Origin of the sequence: Streptomyces musisoli (assembly GCF_016741855.1) — a bacterium.
In the GTDB taxonomy this organism is placed as follows: Bacteria; Actinomycetota; Actinomycetes; order Streptomycetales; family Streptomycetaceae; genus Streptomyces; species Streptomyces musisoli.
In genome coordinates, this window is record NZ_JAERRH010000010.1 from 271,958 (window position 1) to 291,985 (window position 20,028).

Genomic DNA, 20,028 nt, shown 5'->3' on the forward strand with positions numbered 1-20,028 from the left:
CGGCCCGGTTGGCGTCGAGGGTCTTCGTGCCGTACAGGCAGTCGATCGACACGACCATCTGCTTCTTGTCGATGTCGTAGTCGCGGTGATCCGCAGTGCGAAGCCCTTGTAGTTCATGATCGCGGCGTCGAGGGCACCCTGCGGAAGCTCCAGCGGCCGGAAGGCGAGCGCGAATGCCGTCTTGTGGAAGGCGACGCTGACCTCGGTGGTTGGCTGGCCCGAGGCCGGGGAGCCGGCGGGCTGTCCGATGTTCTGCGTCCAGTACGGGTCGAAGCCCGAGACGCGGGCGCCCATCGACGCCTCCAGCAGGCCCTCGGTGGACCCGCGGTGGTCGGCCTGCCGCCAGGTCTTCTCGGCGACCCAGCGGGCCCTCGTGGTCGGGCCCGTGATGACGGCGCGCTGGGTAGTGGGCACCTTCTTCAGGTCGAGGACGTTGCCGGCCTCGATGAGGACGCGGGAGTCGGACCAGGGGTAGTGGCCGCCCGGGTAGTTGTAGTCCTCGCCCGCGGCGTTCTCGGAGACGGCACCGACCTCCTGCACGATGTCGTCGCGGAGCGCGAGGATGTCCCGGTCGATCTTCTGGGCGATGGCCTCCATGGCTGGGGTGAGGAGCTGCTCGTCGAAGTCCTGGATCTTCAGCGTCATGTCCTCGGACGTGACGGCGAAGGAGACGTCGGCGAAGTGGTTCAGCGTCATGTTGACGCTGGTTTCCTGTGCCTCCTGGACCGTGATGCCGGCCGCGCGGTTGTACTCGTTCGCGGTGAACATCGCGGGCTTGCGGATGGTGATCGCGTCACCCTGCTTGCGATTGAATTCCGCTTCGTAGTCCCTGTGGACGAGGGACGCGGCGACGGTGGTCTCGTACAGGTTCGCCAGCGCCTGCTGGGCGATGACCTGCGCGGTCAGAAACGTGTTGGCCATGGGGTGCTACCTCCTATCCGGCACGGCGCTTGCGGCGCGCAGCCCGGATCTCGTCGATCGTCTGCGGTTCGGAGGAGGACCCGCCCCCGCCGTTGAAGTCGCTGCTGGTGCGGTCCGGCGCGGCCGGTCCCGTCTTGAACTTCGCGTCGTCCTCGACGGCCTTCTTGATGGCGTCGGAGACCTTCTTGCTGAACCCGTCCTCGGTGGGGTCGAGGTGCTTGATCGAGTCGAGGAACTTCCGGGAGTCGGTGAGCGCGCCCGGGTCCGCCCCGTGCTTCGCCGCACCGCGGTACACAGCCAGCTCCCGCGCGGTGTCACGGTGCGCAGCGGTCGCGCGCTCGATCTCCGCGGTGAGCTTCGCCGGGTCCGGCGGCACCTGCTCCTTGTCGTCGTCCTTGATCAGGCCGAGGGCCTTGCCCAGCTCCTTCACGATCTCGGAGCGGGCCTCGTCGGCCGCGGTCTTCTTCGCGGTCGTACGGGCCTTCGCCGCGTCCGCGTTCGCCGCCTTCAGCTCCTTCTGGAGCCGGGCGATCGTTGCGGCCGGGTCCTCGTCCCCGCTCTTCCTGGCGGGTGCCTTGGGCTTCGGCGTGGCCTTGTCGTCCTGGCCGCTGGCGTCCGTGTCGTCTCCGCCGGTGTCGTCGTCGCCGGCCCCGCCAGCGTCGTCTCCCGCGTCGTCGTCCGAGCCGCCGTCATCGCTGTCGCCGCTGTCGGATCCGGAGCCGTCTCCGTCCCCTCCGTCGGCGTACAGGAACGGGCCGAAAGGGCCGGTGGCGTAGGGGTGGGCCCAGCCAGTGCCGTGGGCGTGGCGAGGAAGGGTTCGCTTCTGCATGTCGTGCACTCCTGGTGCGCGTCGGAGGGAGGCCCCGCACCCGGCGGAGCGGTACTGCGATCCGGCCCGCTCCTGGCGGGCGGAAGACTGGGGGTTAGCGGGCCGTCTCCAGCTGCTCGCGATGGCTCTTGCGCGGCAGGCCGGTGCTGGCGGTCAGCTCGCGGATGCGGTCCTGGTAGGCGCGCACCCGCGCCCGCCTGGTCTTCGCCGTCGCGTCGTCCAGTGCCGCGTCGGTGAGCCTCTTCCACTTGCGGACCTGCCGCTCCAGGTAGCGCTGCTGCTGGGTGTCCTCGTAGGTGCCGCGCGACGGCTGCGCCTTGGGCACGCGGGAGACGCCGGGGAGGTATGCCGAGACGCTGTGACGGCAGTTCGGGTGCATCAGGCCGGCGGTCCGCGCCTCCGGCAGACTGCCGGCCACCGTGACCGTGATGATCCGGTCGTCCTCCGTGGCGTGCTCGACCTGCACCTGACGAGCGCCCGCCTTGCCATCCCGGACCAGGACCTTCCGCTCCCAGGGCCGGCACAGCGGGCACTCCTCGGGTGCCTGGGACACGATCACCAGGTCGACTCCGGCTGCCCCGAGACGATCTGAGTGTGCCTCGATCGCGGCCCGGCCGACCGCGGACCGCATGGCCATTTCCACGTACGACCGCAGTTCCCACGGGCGTCCGGACCGGTCGATGAACCCGGTCACGCCACGCTTGGCGAAGGCGTCCAGCGCCGACTGGGCGGCCTGCCGCCGGGTCTGTGTACCGAGTGCCGGCGCTGCGGCCGCCCGGGCCACAACGGACCGGTAGACGTCCAGGGGCTGCCGCAGCATGCGCAGGTGAGTGGGGCCGGTATCGGCAATGACGGCGGCGGCCAGGCGGTCGATGACGGGTGCCGTCGGCAGCACGGAGGTGGCGGCCGCGACCTGGCCGACGCCGAGCGCCCCGAGTTCCGCGACGGCCGCCTGCTGACCGCGCTCGTACGCCTCGGTGAGCGCGCTGTGGATGGCGCCCGATGCGTCGGCCTGGAGCGCGGCGAGGACCTCGTCCACGGCGCTCTGGAGGTTGCCCAGGGCGGCGAGTTTCAGCTGTGCCCACAGTGGGCTGTCGATGCCCTGCGCGAGCGCGCGGGTGATCAGGTTGGTGAGGGTGCCGGCCGCGGCTTCGTAGAGGTCCGCCACGGCGCCCGCCAGGTCCTCGGCCATCGCTGGGGAGACGGGCACCGGGCCACCTCCTACGGGATGTCGCCGGTCTGCATCGGATCCGGGACGGCCATGCCCTGCTCCTGGTGGATCCGGTCGACTTCCTTCTGGACCATGGTGTCGTCCCAGTCGGGGTGCACCATGCGCACCAGGACGTCCGTAGAGGCGGCCTGCGCCCGGCGCAGCACGTCCACCGTGTTGGCCAGCTGGAGCGGATCCTCCTGGACGCTGTCCTCGAACTCGATGTTCGGCCGCTGGGCGACGATCGAGCCGCCGAAGACGGCCTTGTCGACGGCCAGCAGTGCCTCGAGGACGTGGCCCAGGGCCGGACGCCATCGCAGGATCTTCCGGCCGCGGGTCGTCATCGACCGGCGCTCCTTGGAGACGACCTCGGTCGCGGTGACAGCGACGTCGCCGCCGAGCCCGAAGGTCTGGCCCGAGTAGCCGGCCGAGCGCAGGATCTGGTTGATCAGGTCTTCCACCGTGTCGCGGTGCTCTTGCACGCGGATCGCGAACTGGGCGACGGTCAGCTGCATGTTGTCGCCGCGGGCGAGGGCGTTGATGCCGGCGAAGGCCTCTTGGTCGGGGTTCCAGACGCTGCCCCGGCCCAGGCCGGCCGACTGGAGGTAGGAGTCCGGGACGACGATGCGGCCCTTGCCGAGGCGGATGTCCCGCATCCAGGACGAGTACGCCTCGTCGAGCTGGTCCATCAGCGTCTCGACGCCGTCGAGATCGCTACGTCCCAGGTCTTTCAGCTGCTGGTTGCCGCGCCACCGTCGGCTGAGCTGGTTGGGGACGTGCGCGACGTCCAGGCCGTCGTAGCCGGTCTCGACGTACGACTCCTCGTTCACCACCGCGGCGAGGCCTTCGGTGGCCGGATGGCCCTGCAACGGGACGACGCGGCCAAGCTTTCCGTCGGTGCCCTGATACAGGCCGTGCAGGATGCGCCCGCGCTCGTGCCGCTCCAGGTGCCGCCACACCTGGCCGTCCTCCTCATGGACCACGCGCCAGAACGTCACCGCGGCGAGGCGGCTCCACGCGAACTCGGGAACGGCCCGGTCGGCGTGGACGGCGTCCAGCCACGGCCGGTCCGCGATGCCCTTGTCGTACACGGGACGCAGGTACACGCCCCCCAGGGCGGCACCGATCTCGGCTCCGGTCTGGAGGGTGGCGAGCATCCCGTCGTCCGTAAGCAGGTCGAGCCGCTTCGTCGTTGGGTCGTCTTCGACGGTGAACTTGGGTGCTTCGCTGAAGAGGAGGTCCGCGCTGCCCGCGCACAGGTCGCCGGCGAGCGGCACGTGGACTTTGGTCCGGCGCTCGTTCGGGCTGGTGGGGGTGCCCCACCACCAGCGGGCGAGGCGGCCGACGACCCCGCCGGCGAACTGGGCGGCCTTCAGATCGTGCCCGTAGCCCGTGTTGCCGCCGTAGAGGGATTCGAGGCGGTCAGGGTCGCCGGACCACCAGGTGTCCCAGGTGCGCATCGCGTCGAGGGCCGGCCGCAGGTGAGGCGGCGGCCAGGGGACGTTACCCGTGGGCAGCGGCATCCGGTGCCTCCTCGTCGTCCGTGGGCAGGCGGTCCAGTCCGTCGGCGGCTTCACGTAGCACCGCGGCCACCGCGGACCGGATGGAGGTCTCTGTGTCCGAGCCGACTTCGAACTCCACCCACCCGGCCTCGCAGGGCTCGGCGCTGCTGCCGACCTGGAGGTAGACGGGCAGGCGCACGATGGGGCCGGTCACGCGGCCACCTCCAGTCGGGTAGGCAGGTAGGGCCGCCACAGGGACTCGGTGGTGCGGATGCCGTACCGCAGGGCGTCGCAGCTGTGGTCGTTTTCCTTGATCGGCTTGTCCTCGCCGCGGGCCGCTGCTTCGTCGTCCCAGCTGTAGCCGGGCATTTCGTCGATCAGGCCCTCGGCGGACTCGTGGATGGCGAGGTCGCCTGTCGAGAGCAGGGAGGACACGGTGCGGATGCCGTCGAGGACGGTGTTGTCGGCTTGGGTGACGCCGAGGACCTGGTCGCGGTGCAGCTGCTCGATGTACGACGCGGCCGATGGGTCGACCACGGTCCACTCCGGCTGGACGCCGACGACGTTGGTGCCAGGCTGTGGCACGCGGGCCAGCCACTGCCGGCGGGCCCGGGAGTACTCGGCGTCGGTCATCTGCTTGCGCTCGCGCCGGGAGTCGTACCGGTACTCGCTGACCACGTACAGCCGCCGGTCGGATCCGAGGCCGATGAGGAGGTCGGCGTACGGGTTGACGGTGCCGTAGTCGATCGCGTCGCACAGCCAGCGGTCGATCCGTGGGAGCGCCGAGACGACGTGCTTCTTCACGTCGAAGCTCTCGTAGATCGCGCCCTCACTCTGGACCCAGTGGCCGAGGATGTACCGCCGGTACCAGAGGCCGGTGAAGTTCCGCTTCATCCGGGCCTTGTAGTCCTCGGACAGGACTGGGTTGTCGTCCATGACGAAGTGCCAGGTCCGGATGCCCAGCTCGTCGGCCCGGCTCAGCCAGTCCTTCCGCGCCCAGTGGCCGGGGTTGTCCGGGTTGGTCGTGGCGAAGATCAGCGCGCCGGGCACGCTCATGCGGTCGACCAGGCGCTTGAAGAACTCCTGCGGAAGCAGGGTCAGCTCGTCGATGTATGCGCCGGCGCCGGTGAGGCCACGGAGCCGGGCCTCAGCCTTGGCGTCGTTGGCGGTGATGACCTCGATCTGCTTGCCGAGGATCCATGCGACGCTGGAGCCGCGCGTGTAGGAGACGAGCTTGGCCGTGTCTGCGCCGACAATGCTCGGGTCCTGGAGCGGGCCGAAGACGTTGCGGGCCACGGTGTCGTAGGTCTTGCCGACGACGACCAGCTGGCCGCCGGCGGGTGCTGTCCAGACGTACATGAGCCAGCGCAGCAGCGAGGCGATGGTCTTGCCCGACCGGACCGAGCCCTCCCACACATTCAGCCACGCTGTGGAGTGGGCGATGCTCCGTTCCTGCTTGTCGGACAGCCCCAGCTCAGTGGTCGCCATGCTTGGCTCGGAGCTTGTCGAAGAGGCCAGTGAGCAGCGATCCGACCTCGTCGGCGCCGCCTTCCTCCTTCGGCGGAGCGAGCTTCAGCGACCGGTCCACGGCAGTGGCCACAACGCCCAGCAGGGCACGTTTGTCGGCCGGGGTGGGCTCGGGGGCCTCGTAGGTGTCGAAGTCGTGGTCCTTGCCGCCCCAGTCGAAGTATGTGTGCGGCTTGCTGACCTTCTCCAACTCGCGTTCGGCCACGTCCTGGAGGCGCTGCGCGAGGGCGGCACGGCGGTCGGCGAGGTCGGCCTGGCGGATCTCGGTGGCCTGCCGTACCTCAGCGGCCCGGGCGAAGGACAGCTCGAGGTCCTTGGCGATGGTGCTGATCGTGCGTCCGGACCGGCCGAGGATCTCGGCGATTTCGTTGCGGCCCTTGCCCTCGGCGTGCAGCTCGCGGACGCGCTGGCGGTCTTCGTCGGTGACCGGCCGGGCCTTGCCCATGGCGGTCACCCCCTGGACATGGCGAAGGCCCGCACACTGGCGGGCCTTCGGATGCTTCTGTGTCCGGGCACGCCGGACTTGGCCCCAGGATGGATCATGTCGTCCCAGGATGCAATCAGGTCACGTCACGACTCGTTGGCGGTGGCCTTCTCCAGCGCCTTCACGAGTTCTGCCCGTCGGCTGTCGTCCGTGAGTTTCTGGTCCCGGGCGGTCCAGGCGAGGGCGAATCGTCCGACCTGCCGCCAGTCGCCGGTGGACTTCATGCCCTTGACCCAGTGCGCGGCGACGGCCGGGCTCTTGTACTCGTAGATCGACACGGTGTCCGTGGTGATCAGCTGGGAGCAGTCGTTGGCGTTCGGTTCCTTGCCTGCGGCCTTGTTCGAGCAGGCGGAGGTGTTGTCGGTCGGGTTGCCGAGGGTGGTGACGCCGGTGGCGTCGGCGAGCTTGGCGGCGGCCTGCTTGGCGGTGAGGCCGGCGGGCTTGGCTGCCTTGCTGGTGGTGACCTTCGGGCTGGGTGCGCTCTTGGTGGTGGAGTCGCTGCTGCTGGAGCAGGCGGTGAGCGCGAGGGCGGAAGCTGCGACGAGCGCGGCGATGGTGGTGCGGCTGTTCATGGTCCCCCCATGGACGGGTTGTAGCTGGAGAGCCATGATGCCGTGCGTGAAGGCAGCGTGAAGACGCTGGGGGGAACTGGCGCTCCGTGCGCCGCGCAGGCGTGTTCCCGCCCAGAAAAAGTAGAAGCGGCGCCGGAAATCCCGGAGGGGTCGGCGCCGCTGAGGTTCCCGGCGAGATGCAGGCCGGGAACAGCGTCAGCGGGGCTGGTCAGAGCGACGCAGGACCCACAGCACCACGACGGCGGGGACACCCAGTCCCAGGACGTACGGTCCCACCGCTCCGGAGTCCACGCTCAGATGCTGCCCGGTGGCCCGTGCCAGCTCAGCGACGCACCACGACAGCCCGAAATAGGCGGAGGCGAAGACAGCGAGCCACAGCCCTCGCCGCGCCCACACCTCACGTTCCGTAGCGGCAGAGAAAATCATGATCATCCCCAGCAGCGCGACCAGGGAGACGGGCCAGCCCCGTGCGGACGCCAGGCCCGCCCCGATGATGAACCACAGCCCCGCTACGCCGAGAACGGTCCTCTTCATCACATGTCCCGTGGAGTCGAAGGCCGGGGAACCTGCAGGCTCCCCGGCACATAATGTGCGGCCTACATGCCCGTGGTGGAGTACTCGGTGCCGTCGGCGTGCTGGTAGAAGTGCAGCCACGGGTACCGATGGATCGACCCGATGTCGAGGTGGGTCGGGTCGTACTTGAAGTTCGCCCTGCGCCACGTCTGGATAGCGCCGTGGCCGTTGCCGTGCCACGCATAGTACGACGGGCCCAGCGTCCCGCTCAGGTCGAGCCCCTCAAAGGACCAGCCAAGGACCTCGGCCCACGTGTAGACCTTGTGGTTGATGATCGGCTGGCTGTACGCGGTGACCGCCCGCCCGTTGTAGCTGTAGTTCTCCCGCATCTGGAAGTATGCGAAGTGCCGGCCGTCGGCCCCATTGAGCCAGTACGTCTGCGCGAGGTACCCGGACTGCGTCCGGGCCGCCAACGGGACGGTCTCCGTCGTCGTCTTCTCCGGAGCGACGGAGCTGGTCACCTTCGTCACCGTCGTCTGCGTCCCCGCCTCGGGGTCCTGCGTCACCGTCTCCTCCGTTGCGCCGACGGGGTAGGCGATCCAGTTACCCGAGGACAGAAGGGCATCGGTGTCGTGCTCGCTGAGATGGTCGGCATCCGCCGCCGCGAGGAACGTCTTCGACTCCTCGTGCTGCCCAGCCTGCGCACGGTCGAGAGGGATGGGCTGGTGGTTGTCCAGGAGTTCCTGGTAGCTCTGCATAGGGGGAACGGGAGCGTCCGCTGCGGAGGCCGGTACGGCGGCTGCGGTCATGAGCGCGGCCGCGGCTAACGCCACTGCCGATGTCAGAGCAGAACGAGCGCGTATGCGCATGAGAAAGCAAGTCCCCTCGTTTTGTTGGTCGGTGGCGCGCCGGAGTCGACCATATGACCCGGAATGGATCTTGCACCACAGATCTGAGGAAGACCTGAGAGTGGGGGACCGGAGAGCCAGCCCGAGACCGTCCGAACAGCCTGACGGACTGGTCCCGCAGATCAGCCTGAGCCGCTAGCGGCGTCTCAACGATCTTGATCTTTCTCGGCGTGGACAGTTCGGCGCGGACGGGGCTGTCGCACGGGATGCCGGCCTCGCGCGCGGCAGCGACGAACTCGGCCACCTCGTAGGGTCATGTCCTTGTCGGCGCTGACGGCGCGCAGCGTGGTGGGCATGCGCCCGTGGTGCCGTACCTGGGCGCGGCCGGGGGTGGAATCAGCTGCCCTGACGCCGGTATCCGCGACGGCCCGTCATGGCCACCATGACGGTCTCGCCCTTCCACCGATTCACACCATGCTCGGTGTCGTCCGGTTCCGGCCAGCGGCTCCGGGTCAGGTCTGCGCGGATCGTGCCCGCCTTGATCCCGATGCCTGCGTCCTCCAGCTGCTGCGCGGTGTACAGCCGCTCGGGTTCGAGGGTGACGGCCTGCCGCTCAATGTGTTCCCGGACGAAGTCGGCGATGTCGGTCGCGGCGTATTCCTTGTACCGGCCGCGCCGGTCGACTGGGGCGGGCCAGTCGGGATGCTGCGCCCAGGTCTTGGACACGGTGTGGGTGCTCACCCCGTACTGTTCGGCGATCTCGGGGGTGATGAGCCCGGGCCGGTCTACCATGGTGGGGATTCTCCTTCGGGAGTTTTCAACTGGTGGGGCCGGCGCTCTCTCACCCCCCGGCGTGCCCGGGGGATCGCGTCGGCCCCCTTTGCTGTCTGTGAGAGCTGGGGCCGGTGATTCCAGAGGGGCCCCGCCCCGGACTGGCTGCCCGGGGCGGGGTGAGGGTTACGACTCGTTCTCGTCCTGCTCGTCGTCCTCAATCATTTCGATCCAGGTGACGATCCGGTTCATCGCGAAATCTGCCGCGTCGAGCCGCCAGGGAGCGGGGCCTGCCATCCCGGTGATGACGAGCAGTTCGTACGCGGTGAACCAGTCGAGCACCGCGTGCTCGAAGGCTCGCTTATCGCGTTCCGAGATTGGCTCGTCCTGGATGATCTGCCGTACCCGGTCGAGGCTCAGAAGCGCCCGGCTGGGGGCCTCTTCGTCGTCGTCATCCGGAGTGAAGGCCGGGATGATGACCGGGACCGGGAGGTCCTTCAGCAGCGCCTGTATGTAGGCGAAGGCGCCGACCAGGGCCTCCATCAGCGTCAGGAGACGCTCCCTGTGGTTGTCGTGATCTGCCACGACGTGTCCTCTCTGGAGTTTTCAACTGGGGTGTCGGGTCCGGGGCTCTCACCCCCCGGCCTGACATCACTAATATTACAGCGTTTGTTTCTATGATTGCAACATCATGGAGAGGGGAATCCGGGCGCCCCCGGCTGGCTGCCGGGGGCGCGTCGCGGACTAGTCGAGCCGGTTGACCAGGAGCCACACCAGCAGGTGCCTCAGCGCCTCATCGCCGTAGACGAGGTTGGCGCCGACACCCTCAGCCCGGGTCTCCTCGAACCTCGCCGCACACAGTGCGTAGAGGTCGATGGCCGCCAGGAGGTGGATGCAGCCGGTGAACAACTGCGCTTCCTGGGTCTCGCCCATCGGCTGGTCCTTCGCCAGTGCGGCCACCCGCTGGATTGCGGGCACCGCGTTGGTCGCCGGGATGTGCCGGTCGGTCGGGAGTGTGATCGGCACGGGCAGTGCGTCACACACGTCGACCAGGAGCGAGTACGTCGCCGAGATCGCGTGGGCGAGCGCCATCATGATCTCGTCTTCGTGTTCAGCCATGTGGCTGTCCTCTCTGTGGAGTTTTCAACTGGCGTCTGGTGCGGGGCTCTCACCCCCCGCCCTGACATGTCTAAGATTACAGCAGTCATTTCTAAGATTGCAACACCCTGGGGTGAGGCAAAGGGGACGGCACGCGACCGCCCCCTAGACCCTCAGGCTCGCTCGAACCGCTCCAGCCGGCCGTCACCCCCCACCACGGCCACCAGCTCGGCGCCCGCCAACTCGTCGCGCGGGATACCAGTCTCTCGGACCAGACGCTCCACCGGCACCCGCTCCGGGTCCGTGTGGTCCCGGTGCTCGGTCGTGATCTCCGCCTGGTCGCCGACCAGCAGCAGCACGGTCGCCTTCAGTCGCTCGCTCATCGGGTCTTCTTCTCCTTCTTCGGGGTGCCCGGGACGGGCTTGGTCGGAGCGGGGAAGTGACCGCCCCGCGACGGCTGGTAGACGGTCTCGTGCCCTTGGAGGCGAGGGTCGTCCGGCTCTGGAGTCTTCTTCCAACCGAGTGCCATGATGGCGCTCCTGTCTCTCTTGGGATGGGTGGACCGGGGGCGGCCGGCTAGCTGCCAGGCGGACGGCCGCCCCGGGGTAGATGGACCGGTAGATAACCGGGAGATGGCGGTAGATGAGCCGGTAGACGTGCAGGTCACGCGGCGGTAGACGCAGCGGTAGACGCCTCCTGGGACGCCTCCGGGGAAGGGGCTGCGAGGTCCCTCCGGCGGACCCCCCACGTCGGCACCCCGTCCACCTTCACGCCGCGATCTACGGGCACCTTCAGAGCCACCAGCCGGGCGCGCAGATCGGGCACCTTCCAGCCGGCCGTCTGGGCGGCCGTCGGGGGGTGCTGCTGGAGGTGGGCAAGGACGGTGCGCAGGTGCACCCCGGAGCCGTCCCCCATGAGGGTCAGCAGGAGGGTGCGGACGGCCTCCCGATCGAGCACCGGAGCGGCCTCGGTGGAGGCCTCCGCGGGCGCCTCGGTGTGCTCCTCCGCGGCGGGGTGTCCGGAGCGCCAGGCGGTGACCGCCCACACGCCGCTGAGGAGCCACAGCAGCGCGGGCACGGCGCGCAGCAGGCGCCACAGCAGGTACAGGCCGAGAGCCAGCAGCGCGATGCGGAGCCAGCAGCCGAGGGTGGCGCGCCAGCCGGTGAGGTCGTGGCGGCGGCCGCGCGCGACCCAGGCGGCGGCGCGCCGACCGAGGCGTCGGGCGAGGGTGGCGGAGCCGGTGGCGAGGCGCGCGGCGGGGCGGGCGAGGCGGCTCACAGCAACCCCGATCCCTGCACCGCGGCGACCACGCCGTCCCCGGCCGCGTTGAGCGCGCCGGGCAGCCAGGACAGGGCTCCTGCCACCCCGGCGGTGAGGGTGAGGGCGGAGCCGACGAAGAACCCGCCGACGATGCGGCGCTTGTCCTTCTTCCCGGCCTCCTTGTAGGCGAGGCCGACGAGGAACGCCACCACGATGACGACGCCGGCGCCGGTCGCGCCCAGGCCGACAAGCTGGCCCGTGGTCAGTCCGCTCCCCGAAGAGGACCCGGCCGCCACGGTGCTGGTGCGTTCTCCCGCGCGGTTGGCGACGCCGGCGGCGTGACTGTGTGTCCAGCCGAGGATCCCGCCGGGGCAGGCCGCAGCGCACGCGGCGGCGCTGAACCCTTTCCCGAAGGGGGCGAGCATCTTCATCTCCCGGCCGCCGTTCCACCAGGGTCGCAGGTTGGCGACCAGGATGAGGACGGCGGCGAGGAGGCCGCTGATGGTGAGGGTGGTGCCGGTCATCGGGCTACTCCGGTGAGCAGGGTGAGGGCGTCGAACCAGTCGAGGACGCCGAGGGCGCCGAGCAGGGCGGTGACGAGGAGGGCGCGGGGTACGGCCCGGCCGGTGTGCCGGTCCAGGGCCCAGCTGGCGGCGATCGCGACCGCGGCGATGACGTAGGCGGCACCGATGCTGGCTTCGGTGCGAGCCTGGTGGAGGGTGTGGGCCCAGATCCCGACGGGGCTGCGGCCGCCTGCCCAGGGCAGGAGGGCGGCGAGGACCGCGGCGAGCATGCGCCAGGTGACAAGCGCGTCCCAGAGCCGCTCCCACAGGCGCGGGGGCCGCTCCACTTCCAGCTCGACGACGAGCGCCTGGTGGACGTGGCGGACGACGACCTCGGCGGGCGGCGGGGGCGGCGGTACGGGCGGTGCCGGGGGTGTCATGACGGGCGGCGGCGGCGGGGTCCGCCAGGGCGGGGCCTCGCCGGGTTCCGGGGCCCGGGCGGGCAGCGGCGCGCCGGCCGGAATGATCCGGGTCGGGGTGATCGGACGGTCGTCCGGAGACATCGAGGAGTCCTCAGTGGAGGATGGCGACGCCGAGCGCCGCGAGGGTGACGATGAAGGCGACGGTCCCGGTGATGCGGGGGACGTCGGAGGGCGCCAGGAGGGCCAGACCGGCGAGCGCGATCAGCGCGCACGCAGCACAGAACACGCCGAAGACGGCGGTGAGCATGCGATGGTCAGGCGCCGATGGCGAACGGGGCGGGCGGCAGCTGCGCGAGGTGCGGCTCGTGGGCCTCTACCTCGGTGCGCAGGGTGCCGCGGATGATGCCGTCGGACGGCGCGACGTATCCGGCGGCGACCAGCGCGTCACGCATGGCCTTCGTGCCCGGCCGGGTCGGCGGGACTGTGTCATACAGCGGGCGGATGACGGCGCACCGCGGGTCGCTGTACTTGATCGGCACGGGCGCGGGCTGGGGCTCGACGGGCTTGGCCTGGGTGGTGCGCGACACGATCGGCAGGAGGCGGGCGCTGGTCGGGACGGCGGGGGGCCAGGTGCTGACGGGTGCCGTCAGGCGGGCGGCAGGCCTGCGGGCAGCGGGCGCGGTCGGGCGCGCGGTCGGCGCGGCCGGGATGGCCACTGGCGCGGCGGGAGCGGCCGGGGTGACGGGTGCCGTCACGGTCTTCGTGACGGGTTTCCGGGTGCCGTTGCTGGGACCCCCGACGGGCTGTTCGCGCAGCAGCCGGTACAGCTGGTTCATCAGCGCGCCGAACGCCAGCAGGGAGGCGACGGGCGGCACGGCGGCTACCACGTAGTCGAGTGGCTCGGCGCCCGGGCCGACCCCGGCGATGTTCAGGGCGATGGATCCGCCGGCGCCGAAGATGACCAGGCAGATGGCCCACCAGTCGAGTCGGCGGGCGAGGGCGGCGCGCAGGATGAGGACTTCGCCGGCGGCGTAGAAGAGGTCGAGGGTTGCGGGCCAGGCCCAGGCGCGGATGGGGTCGCCGCGGAAGCCGTGGCGGGCGCCGACGTCGTGGAGGTGCTCGTAGGAGAGCCAGAGGGAGACGCCGGTGAGGAGGAAGATCAGGGCCGCGGCGGTGATTGCGAGGGCGATGACGGCACGCGGGTGGATGGTGCTGGTGGGCGTGGGCGCACTAGGGTGCAGCTCAGCCATAGGAGGTCACTCTCCTGTGGTCAGAGCCTCGGCCGGAGCTGCTATCTCCGCGTCCGGGGCTCGCTTAGTTCTGGAGTGTGACGCCCTACGGGGGGCATCTGCCGTCCATGACGGTACCGCGCTGTGCGCGTGCGGTTCTACGGGTTCAACGAGCGAGCCGTGGCGGGGGTGTCAACGGCCGTCATGACGGGGCAGTGCCCCTGACTGCTCTCGGCCAGGGGCACTCATGGGATACGCCTGCTGCGGACCGCCGCGGTGACTACAAGCGCTTGGTCCGGCCCGCTGCGCCGCCGGTGATGTCTGTCGGCTGGGGGCTCTCCGGTTCGGTGCGCCGGATCCGGACACAGTCGAGGCCGATGACGGCGACGGCGACAGCGAGGGCGAGGGCGGTGTCGTGCTGCTGGTTGAGCAGGTAGAACAGCACGACAGCTATCACGGAGACGGCGGGCGTGGGGGGTCGGCCTTCGACTCCCAGGTTTCGCCAGCTGTGTGGTTCCATGGGCATGTCCTTTCGGATCGCTTCCAGGCATTTCGACGCAGGACACTTACGGGAGTCGCCCTGGCCGGCGGCTCCCGTTTCTGCGCGTGGGTGTGCGGCCTGCGGTGACGCCCCCTTGTGGGTTACGGGCCGACTGCCACACTGAAAACGGTAGGCGATGGCACTTGGCCTGGACGCCGTCACGATTGTGATCAGCCAAACCGCGCAACTCCGTTCACTGGCTGCAAGGTTCGTGGGTGCAGGATTTCTCTATACCCCACTCTTTTAACGCTGACCTGCGGTTTTATGACTCAGCGGCGTGGATCAAGGGATGGAAGATCATCATCCGGTTTGAGGATGGCTGGAACTGGCCGGTCGAGCCTAGAATCGAACGCATGACCGATAGCGTGCCGTCTCGGCTTGACCTGCTGCGTTTCGCACGCCGGGTCGTCGAGCAGCAGACGGTGGCAGCCCTCGACGGATGGATCGCCGAGAAAGAGTGCCGCGAGACGGAGCGGCAGCGGGGCGAGAGCGCGCGGTCGCCGGCCCCGGACTGGCTCATCCAGCACGGGCTGAACCGGATGTGCCGCTTGATGCCGTCGAGGGTGTCACCCAGCGTCGTCCGGTCAGCTCGGCTTGGCCGTGGAGAGGAGGACGGTTGCGGCGGCCCATGTCCGACGGGGATCGCGGCTCGCGCTCGGCGGCTGGAACACGGCCGTGGTGCGCGGACCGCGGTCATGGATCACCTTGGCGGCTTATCCGGACGGCATTGACGGGCTGGAGATGGCTGGGGGTGGCCCCGGCCCCGATGCTGCGCGTTCACCCGTAGCACCGGGGCGAGGAGTGGATCAGCGGTGGTGATGCCACCAGTACGCGGCGATGGTCGCCACGCCGCTCAGGCTGGCCTTGATCCCCATCCGGAGCATCTCGTCGGCAGTCGAGTTCATCAGCCGGCGGAAGTGCCGACGTGCCGACTGCTCCCGCAGCCGAGTGCTGACACCCTCGCGCTGCTGAGCACCTCGCTTCCACAGCTTGGTACGTATTCGGTCGCGCTGCTTGGCCATGCGGGTGATCCGTGAGGTGGGGCCCTGTCGGACCGGGCGCCTACACTTCCTGTTACCGGGAATGGCGGCCTCCTTCGGGTCGGTGTTCCTGTCGGTATTGGTGGCCTCCTGTTGCGAGCAGGGGGCCACCGCCGTTTCCGGCAGGGCCCGTTGGCCGTGGGACCAGTTTGACGCACCGCACTGACAGCTGACGGCCCGTGAGGTAAAGGCGCGGCGTGCTGCGGCATGCCGCACGGCCCGGAAATGCGTGCGTGTTGGACATAGGGAACCGGGGTGGAAGGTAAAGACTTCCTGTGTAGACCTCGTACGTGACGCGGTTGACCATGTCCAAGGTGAATCTCGTCGAGGATCGGCATGGGCATGTCTTCCATCTGCCTGCGGCGGTGCTGGGTGACCTCTCACCGGCCCCGGATCAGTCCGGCCAGCAGCGCAGTCGTACGACGTTTCACGTGAAACGTCGAAGACTGCGGGGCGTTCGACAGTCAGTCGAAGTTCAGGTCCTCCCCGCGGCTGAGGATGTGCCGAAGTTGCCGCTCACGGGGAGGACGATGTCCTTGTAGTCGACGTCCGCGATGTTCTTGACGCGCTTGGCCGGCTCGGTGAACGCGTACATCTCGCCGTAGTACTCGGCGTCCACCTCACGGTGCGACTTGTAGAGACGGCCCTTGTGGCGCTGTGCTGGTGAGCGTCGGGTGCCACATATGTCCGTCAGCCACATCGGACCGCATCGGCCACGGTGGCGTCACGATGAATCTGCCAGCAACTTGCGGGCGGAGTGCTCCGGCGGTCGGTGGAGTTCAGCGTGACCGTGACGTCCCCGATCTCGATGCGCACTCCGGTGAGCACTCGAAGCGTGGCGTCACGGTGCACAGCGATCGTCGTCTGTGGCGGGCGGGTGGCCTGGCCATCTACTCGGTGGTGCCCTTGCGGATGAAGGTGGCGATCGCCATGCCGACCATGAATGCTCCGACAGCCGCGCTGCAACCGGTGACCGTCGCTGCGTACAGCGTCTGGTGGCCGACGAAGCTGCCGTAGAGGCCGGCGATGAAGCCGAAGTCCCCCGCGCCGAGCGCCATCGACGTGACGAGCGTCGCGTTGGTTACGTACTGCCTCTGGGGCGCGGCCTGTGTACCGTCCATTCTGGGTCCTGTTCTGTAGCAGGGACGTGTGGGCCCACAGGACCCGTCGGTGAGCTGTGGAAGGTGCGCCGACGGGTCCTTGCGGTTGAGTTGAATGGTGGAGTGTGTCCCCGCTGGAACTCCAACTTTGTCCGCTGTTTGTGATGTCTTTCACCACTCTGCGCAACGCGGGCACTTGGTACTAACCGGGCAACCGGTTCGACATGCCCTCAGGATCCCAACGGAAGCCCCAGGTCAGGATGTTGACACTCCACGACATCGGATCTTGCTGAAGGCAGGTGCAGTGGGAGCCCGTTCAGCAGAACGATCAACGATCGGGGTGACGATTGCGACGGAGATATGTCCATCTCGCAACCGCGGCGTGTGTCGTCACGCAGCATCACTGGGCACCTCGGTCCAGGTACGACCGCAGTCCTCGCACAGCACCTTCGGCGGCGCGCCATCCCCGCCCTCGACGACCAGCTGCCCGCCGCACGGCATCGGGCACGGGTGCGGCACCGTCTCCCGTCGACGGGCGTCACCCAGCGTCTTCCGGAGCAACTCGACCCCGGACGCGGCGACCTCGGCGACGGCCTGGCGCTCGCCCTCGTCGAGTCGCCGGAACGGCCCGGGTGCGTCCCGAAGTCGGAGGGCGAGCCACTCGGCGGCGTCCGGGGCGGTGCGCGGCCCGGCGTATTTCCAGCGGCGCGGGTCGGCGGCGTCCTTCGCGGCCAGGAGGACCGCAGCTCGGTGGGTGTCGTCGCTCCAGCCGTGCCCGGTGGGCGCCTTGAAGGCCGGCCGCTGGACCCGGGACGCCAGCCAGTCCGCGGCGGTGATCAGGCCGGTCTCGATGGTCGTCATGACGTCCAGGACGTCGATGTCGACGGGGGTCGGTCGGGGGCCGGGGGCGTCCGGGGCGGTGTCGGCGCGTTCGGCGGCCTGGTCGGCGCGCTCCTCGTCGGTCATGAGGCGGGTGATGCCCATGGCGGGGGGCCAGGTGCTGGTGGGGCGGGTGCCGGCGCGCTCTTGGAGGGTGGTCCAGCGTTCGGTGATGGTGTCGAGGTCGTCGGCTGCGGTCACGGTGCTGCTCCTGTGTCTGGCGTGGGCGGTACGGTGATCACTGCCTGGGGGTGCGTCCGGCCTGGGGAGGTTGGGGACGCACCCCTCCGTGCTAGGTAAAGGGCTAGTCATGGCGCTAGAGGGCGTGCTGCGTAGCGCGCTAGACGTCGCGCCATAGGCCGGGCTTGCTGCACTGGTTCAACGGTTCAGGCTGGTCAGCGTGTGCACTGTGCCCGGCGACGACCCGTCATGACGGGCCGTTGAGGGCCGTGCGCAGCTCGGTCGCGGCGCTGCCGTAAGCGCGGAGGACCGCCCACTGCGTGGCGAGCTTCCGGGCCCGGGCGATCGACGCCGTGGCCGCCCGCAGTTCGCGGCGAGCGTCCTCCAGCTCGATGGCGACACGCGCGTACTCGCCGATGGCGTGGCGTGCCCGGTCCTCGGGGGTGAGGGCGAACGGCTGGGGCAGCATCACGGCGTCGTACACCGCTCGGGCCCAGCGGGCGTCTCCGAGCGCGGTGTGCGCCGTCTCCTCGTTCGGGGGCTCGACCCCGACGGCGTGTGACAGCTTCCGGGAGGACCACGGAAGCGGGCCGGCCACCTCGACCCCGACCTTCATGGCGGCGAGCTGGACGATGTCGTACGGCCGGTAGTGCCATCGGGCGGAGCCGGGGCCCAGGAGCTTGCGGAGGAACCGGTCGTCGAAGCCGGGGTTGCTGCCGACGAGGACGGCGCCGGACAGCATGCTGGCGATGGCCTCGATGGCGCTGCTGCGGCTGCACGGGAGGACCGGGCCGGGGCCGGTGAACGCGGCGCCCCAGCTGGGGTCTACGAGGTGGCGTTCGCGGTACCGGCCGATGCGGAGTGCCTCGGGGTCGGCGGCGGCCTGGTCGATGGTGAACTGCCAGACGTACTCGGTGTCGGTGGTCCGGCCGGCGTTCTGCTGGCGGAGGATGACGGCGACCTCCCAGGCTTCGCCGATCTCGGCCTCGAGGTGGGTGGTCTCGCAGTCCACGAAGGCGATGGTGGTCACGGGCGCTCCAGGGATCGGGGTGCGTGCGCCTGGCGGGCGGCGCGGCTGCGGCAGAAGGTGGTGTGCAGGCAGAGCACGCCGGCGGCGGCGAACGAGACCAGGCCCAGGGCGAGGCAGGCAAGGCCGGCCAGGACCAGAAGGCCGGGCAGCGACGGGACGGGCATCAGCCGCGCACCTCGCCAATGACGCCCGTCGACGGCCCGTCACTGGCGACGGTTGTCAGTGCCAGCAGCCGGACGTGACCGCGGATCCGCTCGTACTTCTGGCCCGTCTCGTGGCCGTCCCACTGCGCGCGCAGGTCGGCCGGGTCGACGACGGTCACGTGCCGGAACAGCTCGACGTCGTCCGGGTGGATGTGCCAGGACATCTGCCAGCCGCCGGCCACGAGGTACAGCAGTTGCCAGCCGTCCTCTCCGTCGATGTCGGCGGCCGGGGTGATCACGGTCGTGGCGGGATGCAGTGCGGCGAGCCAGGCGAGCAGCTGCGCCCGCTCCCGGTACGCGGCGTCGCGCTCCCGGGCGTACGAGTCGGCGCGGTCCTTCCAACGTGCAGCCTCGGAGCGAGCCGCGGTGAGGTACCGGGTGAGGCGCAGCACGAGGTCGGGCCGGGGAGGCACCGGCCGAGGAGATGCCGACGGGGCGGCCGGGGCCGGGCGGCGGCGGAACAGGCGCGCGAACCGGGTACGAACCGGTTCCGGTTCCTGGTTCCCGATGGGGCGTTTGGGTGTCGTGGACATGGTTGCTCCGGTGTGGTGGCCGGGGCGGGTCCCTGCGTGGGGTCCCTGTCCGCGTGGGCGGGTCAGTTGCCGAGGGCGGTTCGGCCGGTGGCGGGCGGGGGTAGCTGGTCGAGGGCGTCGCCGATGTCGTGTGCGAGTTCGCGCCAGCGTGCGGCCTGGGCGGGTGCGTGCTGGTCTCGGGTGTCGGCGGCGACGAGGAGGGCTTCGACGAGTTCGCCGGCGTCGTCGGTGCCGCCGGGGAGGCGGAGGAGGGCGGCCATTAGAACGGCGGCTCGTTGCTGTAGCCGTTGGCCTGGTCGACGGCCCAGGGGTCGTCCTGCGGCGGGCTGCTCGGCCGGGAGCGCTGCGCCTGGCCCTGCTGGGGCCGTGCGGTGTGCTGTCCGCCGTGCTGGCCGTTCTGCTGGCTCGCAGCGTCCTTCGAGACCTGCGCGACGGCGTAGGCCAGGTTGGGTGCGATGGAGCGGATGAGCAGGGCTGGCCGCTCGTGCTTGACGCCGTCCTTCTCCCAGCATTCGGTGCGGATCTCGCCGGTGACGATGACTTCCATGCCCTTGGCGAGGGTCTCAGCGACGTTCTCGGCGAGGCGTTCCCAGGCGGTGCCGCGGATGTAGAAGACGTCGCCGTCCTCCCACTGGTTCGTCTGCTTGTTCAGCCGTCGGGAATTGAAAGCAAGGCTGACGCTGGCGACAGCCTTCTGGGACTGTGTGAAGCGGAGTTCGGGGTCGGCGGTGAGTCGGCCGACGCCGGTCATGGTGGGCAGCAAGGTCAGTTCTCCTCGATGGGGAGTTGGGGCTGAATCGGGATGGCGGTCTGGTCGGGGTGGACGGTGGGCG

31 protein-coding genes are annotated in these 20,028 nt (G+C 69.8%); 2 read left to right on the plus strand and 29 right to left on the minus strand.

The window, feature by feature from the left end:
• Positions 1 to 562: 562 nt before the first annotated feature.
• A complete protein-coding gene (locus tag JK361_RS42960) occupies positions 563 to 826 on the plus strand; it encodes a hypothetical protein (RefSeq protein ID WP_504739913.1) in 264 nt (87 codons plus the stop codon).
• Positions 827 to 934: 108 nt separating this feature from the next.
• Here JK361_RS42960 and JK361_RS25950 read toward each other — a convergent pair whose 3' ends face one another.
• The 20 genes from JK361_RS25950 to JK361_RS26045 form a co-directional block, all read right to left on the minus strand.
• Entirely contained in the window at positions 935 to 1,750 is an 816-nt protein-coding gene (locus tag JK361_RS25950) for a hypothetical protein (protein WP_201822242.1), read from the minus strand.
• A gap of 94 nt (positions 1,751 to 1,844) precedes the next feature.
• On the minus strand, positions 1,845 to 2,960 hold the full coding sequence (locus JK361_RS25955; RefSeq protein WP_201822244.1) for a phage minor capsid protein: 1,116 nt from the start codon (positions 2,958 to 2,960) through the stop codon (positions 1,845 to 1,847).
• An 11-nt stretch (positions 2,961 to 2,971) separates the two neighbouring features.
• Positions 2,972 to 4,483 carry a phage portal protein gene (locus JK361_RS25960; protein ID WP_201822251.1) on the minus strand — a complete coding sequence of 504 codons (1,512 nt, stop codon included), beginning with the start codon at positions 4,481 to 4,483 and terminating at the stop codon, positions 2,972 to 2,974.
• Positions 4,464 to 4,676 (minus strand): hypothetical protein, encoded by a 213-nt coding sequence (locus JK361_RS25965; RefSeq protein WP_201822254.1) that lies wholly within the window; start codon positions 4,674 to 4,676, stop codon positions 4,464 to 4,466. The genes JK361_RS25960 and JK361_RS25965 overlap by 20 nt, the downstream gene beginning before the upstream one ends.
• The gene (locus JK361_RS25970; protein WP_201822256.1) at positions 4,673 to 5,950 is read right to left on the minus strand and encodes a PBSX family phage terminase large subunit; all 1,278 of its coding nucleotides are present in this window, start codon (positions 5,948 to 5,950) and stop codon (positions 4,673 to 4,675) included. Before JK361_RS25970 ends, JK361_RS25965 begins: the two co-directional genes overlap by 4 nt.
• A complete protein-coding gene (locus JK361_RS25975) occupies positions 5,937 to 6,434 on the minus strand; it encodes a helix-turn-helix domain-containing protein (RefSeq protein ID WP_201822258.1) in 498 nt (165 codons plus the stop codon). The genes JK361_RS25970 and JK361_RS25975 overlap by 14 nt, the downstream gene beginning before the upstream one ends.
• 125 nt (positions 6,435 to 6,559) lie before the next feature.
• Positions 6,560 to 7,045, minus strand: coding sequence for a hypothetical protein (locus JK361_RS25980; protein ID WP_201822260.1), 486 nt, complete (start codon positions 7,043 to 7,045; stop codon positions 6,560 to 6,562).
• 195 nt (positions 7,046 to 7,240) lie between these two features.
• The gene (locus JK361_RS25985) at positions 7,241 to 7,579 is read right to left on the minus strand and encodes a hypothetical protein (RefSeq protein ID WP_201822262.1); all 339 of its coding nucleotides are present in this window, start codon (positions 7,577 to 7,579) and stop codon (positions 7,241 to 7,243) included.
• Positions 7,580 to 7,641: 62 nt separating this feature from the next.
• A complete protein-coding gene (locus tag JK361_RS25990; RefSeq protein ID WP_201822264.1) occupies positions 7,642 to 8,316 on the minus strand; it encodes a hypothetical protein in 675 nt (224 codons plus the stop codon).
• Between the two features lie 486 nt (positions 8,317 to 8,802).
• Entirely contained in the window at positions 8,803 to 9,198 is a 396-nt protein-coding gene (locus tag JK361_RS25995; RefSeq protein WP_201822266.1) for a hypothetical protein, read from the minus strand.
• 165 nt (positions 9,199 to 9,363) lie between these two features.
• The gene (locus JK361_RS26000; protein WP_201822268.1) at positions 9,364 to 9,762 is read right to left on the minus strand and encodes a hypothetical protein; all 399 of its coding nucleotides are present in this window, start codon (positions 9,760 to 9,762) and stop codon (positions 9,364 to 9,366) included.
• Positions 9,763 to 9,921: 159 nt separating this feature from the next.
• On the minus strand, positions 9,922 to 10,296 hold the full coding sequence (locus tag JK361_RS26005; protein WP_201822270.1) for a hypothetical protein: 375 nt from the start codon (positions 10,294 to 10,296) through the stop codon (positions 9,922 to 9,924).
• Between the two features lie 152 nt (positions 10,297 to 10,448).
• Positions 10,449 to 10,658, minus strand: a complete 210-nt coding sequence (locus JK361_RS26010) for a hypothetical protein (protein ID WP_201822272.1) — start codon at positions 10,656 to 10,658, stop codon at positions 10,449 to 10,451.
• Positions 10,655 to 10,804 carry a hypothetical protein gene (locus JK361_RS26015; protein ID WP_201822274.1) on the minus strand — a complete coding sequence of 50 codons (150 nt, stop codon included), beginning with the start codon at positions 10,802 to 10,804 and terminating at the stop codon, positions 10,655 to 10,657. Before JK361_RS26015 ends, JK361_RS26010 begins: the two co-directional genes overlap by 4 nt.
• A 134-nt stretch (positions 10,805 to 10,938) precedes the next feature.
• Positions 10,939 to 11,553: a hypothetical protein gene (locus tag JK361_RS26020; protein ID WP_201822275.1), complete on the minus strand. Its 615-nt coding sequence runs from the start codon at positions 11,551 to 11,553 to the stop codon at positions 10,939 to 10,941.
• The gene (locus JK361_RS26025) at positions 11,550 to 12,059 is read right to left on the minus strand and encodes a hypothetical protein (RefSeq protein ID WP_201822277.1); all 510 of its coding nucleotides are present in this window, start codon (positions 12,057 to 12,059) and stop codon (positions 11,550 to 11,552) included. The genes JK361_RS26020 and JK361_RS26025 overlap by 4 nt, the downstream gene beginning before the upstream one ends.
• Positions 12,056 to 12,601 carry a hypothetical protein gene (locus JK361_RS26030; protein WP_201822279.1) on the minus strand — a complete coding sequence of 182 codons (546 nt, stop codon included), beginning with the start codon at positions 12,599 to 12,601 and terminating at the stop codon, positions 12,056 to 12,058. Before JK361_RS26030 ends, JK361_RS26025 begins: the two co-directional genes overlap by 4 nt.
• A 10-nt stretch (positions 12,602 to 12,611) precedes the next feature.
• Positions 12,612 to 12,767 (minus strand): hypothetical protein, encoded by a 156-nt coding sequence (locus JK361_RS26035; protein ID WP_201822281.1) that lies wholly within the window; start codon positions 12,765 to 12,767, stop codon positions 12,612 to 12,614.
• 7 nt (positions 12,768 to 12,774) lie between these two features.
• Complete coding sequence (locus tag JK361_RS26040) at positions 12,775 to 13,710, minus strand: DUF2637 domain-containing protein (RefSeq protein WP_201822283.1); 936 nt, start codon at positions 13,708 to 13,710, stop codon at positions 12,775 to 12,777.
• A gap of 259 nt (positions 13,711 to 13,969) precedes the next feature.
• Positions 13,970 to 14,209, minus strand: coding sequence for a hypothetical protein (locus tag JK361_RS26045; protein ID WP_201822285.1), 240 nt, complete (start codon positions 14,207 to 14,209; stop codon positions 13,970 to 13,972).
• A gap of 236 nt (positions 14,210 to 14,445) precedes the next feature.
• Between JK361_RS26045 and JK361_RS42420 the strand changes: the two genes are divergently transcribed.
• Entirely contained in the window at positions 14,446 to 14,961 is a 516-nt protein-coding gene (locus JK361_RS42420; RefSeq protein WP_307787321.1) for a hypothetical protein, read from the plus strand.
• Between the two features lie 75 nt (positions 14,962 to 15,036).
• On the opposite strand, the gene JK361_RS26055 is transcribed toward JK361_RS42420, so the two are convergent.
• The 9 genes from JK361_RS26055 to ssb form a co-directional block, all read right to left on the minus strand.
• On the minus strand, positions 15,037 to 15,252 hold the full coding sequence (locus JK361_RS26055) for a hypothetical protein (protein WP_201822286.1): 216 nt from the start codon (positions 15,250 to 15,252) through the stop codon (positions 15,037 to 15,039).
• A gap of 493 nt (positions 15,253 to 15,745) precedes the next feature.
• Positions 15,746 to 15,970 (minus strand): hypothetical protein, encoded by a 225-nt coding sequence (locus JK361_RS26060; RefSeq protein WP_201822287.1) that lies wholly within the window; start codon positions 15,968 to 15,970, stop codon positions 15,746 to 15,748.
• A gap of 190 nt (positions 15,971 to 16,160) precedes the next feature.
• Entirely contained in the window at positions 16,161 to 16,391 is a 231-nt protein-coding gene (locus JK361_RS26070) for a hypothetical protein (RefSeq protein ID WP_201822289.1), read from the minus strand.
• Between the two features lie 369 nt (positions 16,392 to 16,760).
• Positions 16,761 to 17,450, minus strand: a complete 690-nt coding sequence (locus tag JK361_RS26075; RefSeq protein WP_201822290.1) for a hypothetical protein — start codon at positions 17,448 to 17,450, stop codon at positions 16,761 to 16,763.
• 226 nt (positions 17,451 to 17,676) lie between these two features.
• Entirely contained in the window at positions 17,677 to 18,459 is a 783-nt protein-coding gene (locus JK361_RS26080; protein WP_201822291.1) for a 3'-5' exonuclease, read from the minus strand.
• Positions 18,456 to 18,623 (minus strand): hypothetical protein, encoded by a 168-nt coding sequence (locus tag JK361_RS26085; RefSeq protein ID WP_201822293.1) that lies wholly within the window; start codon positions 18,621 to 18,623, stop codon positions 18,456 to 18,458. The genes JK361_RS26080 and JK361_RS26085 overlap by 4 nt, the downstream gene beginning before the upstream one ends.
• Complete coding sequence (locus JK361_RS26090; RefSeq protein ID WP_201822295.1) at positions 18,623 to 19,195, minus strand: WDGH domain-containing protein; 573 nt, start codon at positions 19,193 to 19,195, stop codon at positions 18,623 to 18,625. Before JK361_RS26090 ends, JK361_RS26085 begins: the two co-directional genes overlap by 1 nt.
• A 62-nt stretch (positions 19,196 to 19,257) precedes the next feature.
• Positions 19,258 to 19,455, minus strand: a complete 198-nt coding sequence (locus tag JK361_RS26095) for a hypothetical protein (RefSeq protein WP_201822297.1) — start codon at positions 19,453 to 19,455, stop codon at positions 19,258 to 19,260.
• Positions 19,455 to 19,958 carry a single-stranded DNA-binding protein gene (gene ssb, locus JK361_RS26100; RefSeq protein WP_201822299.1) on the minus strand — a complete coding sequence of 168 codons (504 nt, stop codon included), beginning with the start codon at positions 19,956 to 19,958 and terminating at the stop codon, positions 19,455 to 19,457. Before ssb ends, JK361_RS26095 begins: the two co-directional genes overlap by 1 nt.
• Between the last annotated feature and the right edge of the window lie 70 nt (positions 19,959 to 20,028).

Coding starts and splice junctions, on each gene's coding strand:
- JK361_RS25960 (WP_201822251.1), bottom strand. CDS start 4,483: ATGCCGCTGCCCACGGGTAACGTCCCCTGGCCGCCGCCTCACCTGCGG.
- JK361_RS26070 (WP_201822289.1), bottom strand. CDS start 16,391: ATGGACGGTACACAGGCCGCGCCCCAGAGGCAGTACGTAACCAACGCG.
- JK361_RS26010 (WP_201822272.1), bottom strand. CDS start 10,658: ATGAGCGAGCGACTGAAGGCGACCGTGCTGCTGCTGGTCGGCGACCAG.
- JK361_RS26095 (WP_201822297.1), bottom strand. CDS start 19,455: ATGGCCGCCCTCCTCCGCCTCCCCGGCGGCACCGACGACGCCGGCGAA.
- JK361_RS25970 (WP_201822256.1), bottom strand. CDS start 5,950: ATGGCGACCACTGAGCTGGGGCTGTCCGACAAGCAGGAACGGAGCATC.
- JK361_RS26005 (WP_201822270.1), bottom strand. CDS start 10,296: ATGGCTGAACACGAAGACGAGATCATGATGGCGCTCGCCCACGCGATC.
- JK361_RS26090 (WP_201822295.1), bottom strand. CDS start 19,195: ATGTCCACGACACCCAAACGCCCCATCGGGAACCAGGAACCGGAACCG.
- JK361_RS25995 (WP_201822266.1), bottom strand. CDS start 9,198: ATGGTAGACCGGCCCGGGCTCATCACCCCCGAGATCGCCGAACAGTAC.
- JK361_RS25985 (WP_201822262.1), bottom strand. CDS start 7,579: ATGAAGAGGACCGTTCTCGGCGTAGCGGGGCTGTGGTTCATCATCGGG.
- JK361_RS25990 (WP_201822264.1), bottom strand. CDS start 8,316: ATGCAGAGCTACCAGGAACTCCTGGACAACCACCAGCCCATCCCTCTC.
- JK361_RS25950 (WP_201822242.1), bottom strand. CDS start 1,750: ATGCAGAAGCGAACCCTTCCTCGCCACGCCCACGGCACTGGCTGGGCC.
- JK361_RS26055 (WP_201822286.1), bottom strand. CDS start 15,252: ATGGCCAAGCAGCGCGACCGAATACGTACCAAGCTGTGGAAGCGAGGT.
- JK361_RS25980 (WP_201822260.1), bottom strand. CDS start 7,045: ATGAACAGCCGCACCACCATCGCCGCGCTCGTCGCAGCTTCCGCCCTC.
- JK361_RS26035 (WP_201822281.1), bottom strand. CDS start 12,767: ATGCTCACCGCCGTCTTCGGCGTGTTCTGTGCTGCGTGCGCGCTGATC.
- JK361_RS26030 (WP_201822279.1), bottom strand. CDS start 12,601: ATGTCTCCGGACGACCGTCCGATCACCCCGACCCGGATCATTCCGGCC.
- JK361_RS42960 (WP_504739913.1), top strand. CDS start 563: ATGTCCCGGTCGATCTTCTGGGCGATGGCCTCCATGGCTGGGGTGAGG.
- JK361_RS26015 (WP_201822274.1), bottom strand. CDS start 10,804: ATGGCACTCGGTTGGAAGAAGACTCCAGAGCCGGACGACCCTCGCCTC.
- JK361_RS26045 (WP_201822285.1), bottom strand. CDS start 14,209: ATGGAACCACACAGCTGGCGAAACCTGGGAGTCGAAGGCCGACCCCCC.
- JK361_RS26025 (WP_201822277.1), bottom strand. CDS start 12,059: ATGACCGGCACCACCCTCACCATCAGCGGCCTCCTCGCCGCCGTCCTC.
- JK361_RS25975 (WP_201822258.1), bottom strand. CDS start 6,434: ATGGGCAAGGCCCGGCCGGTCACCGACGAAGACCGCCAGCGCGTCCGC.
- JK361_RS26085 (WP_201822293.1), bottom strand. CDS start 18,623: ATGCCCGTCCCGTCGCTGCCCGGCCTTCTGGTCCTGGCCGGCCTTGCC.
- JK361_RS26060 (WP_201822287.1), bottom strand. CDS start 15,970: ATGTGGCTGACGGACATATGTGGCACCCGACGCTCACCAGCACAGCGC.
- JK361_RS26040 (WP_201822283.1), bottom strand. CDS start 13,710: ATGGCTGAGCTGCACCCTAGTGCGCCCACGCCCACCAGCACCATCCAC.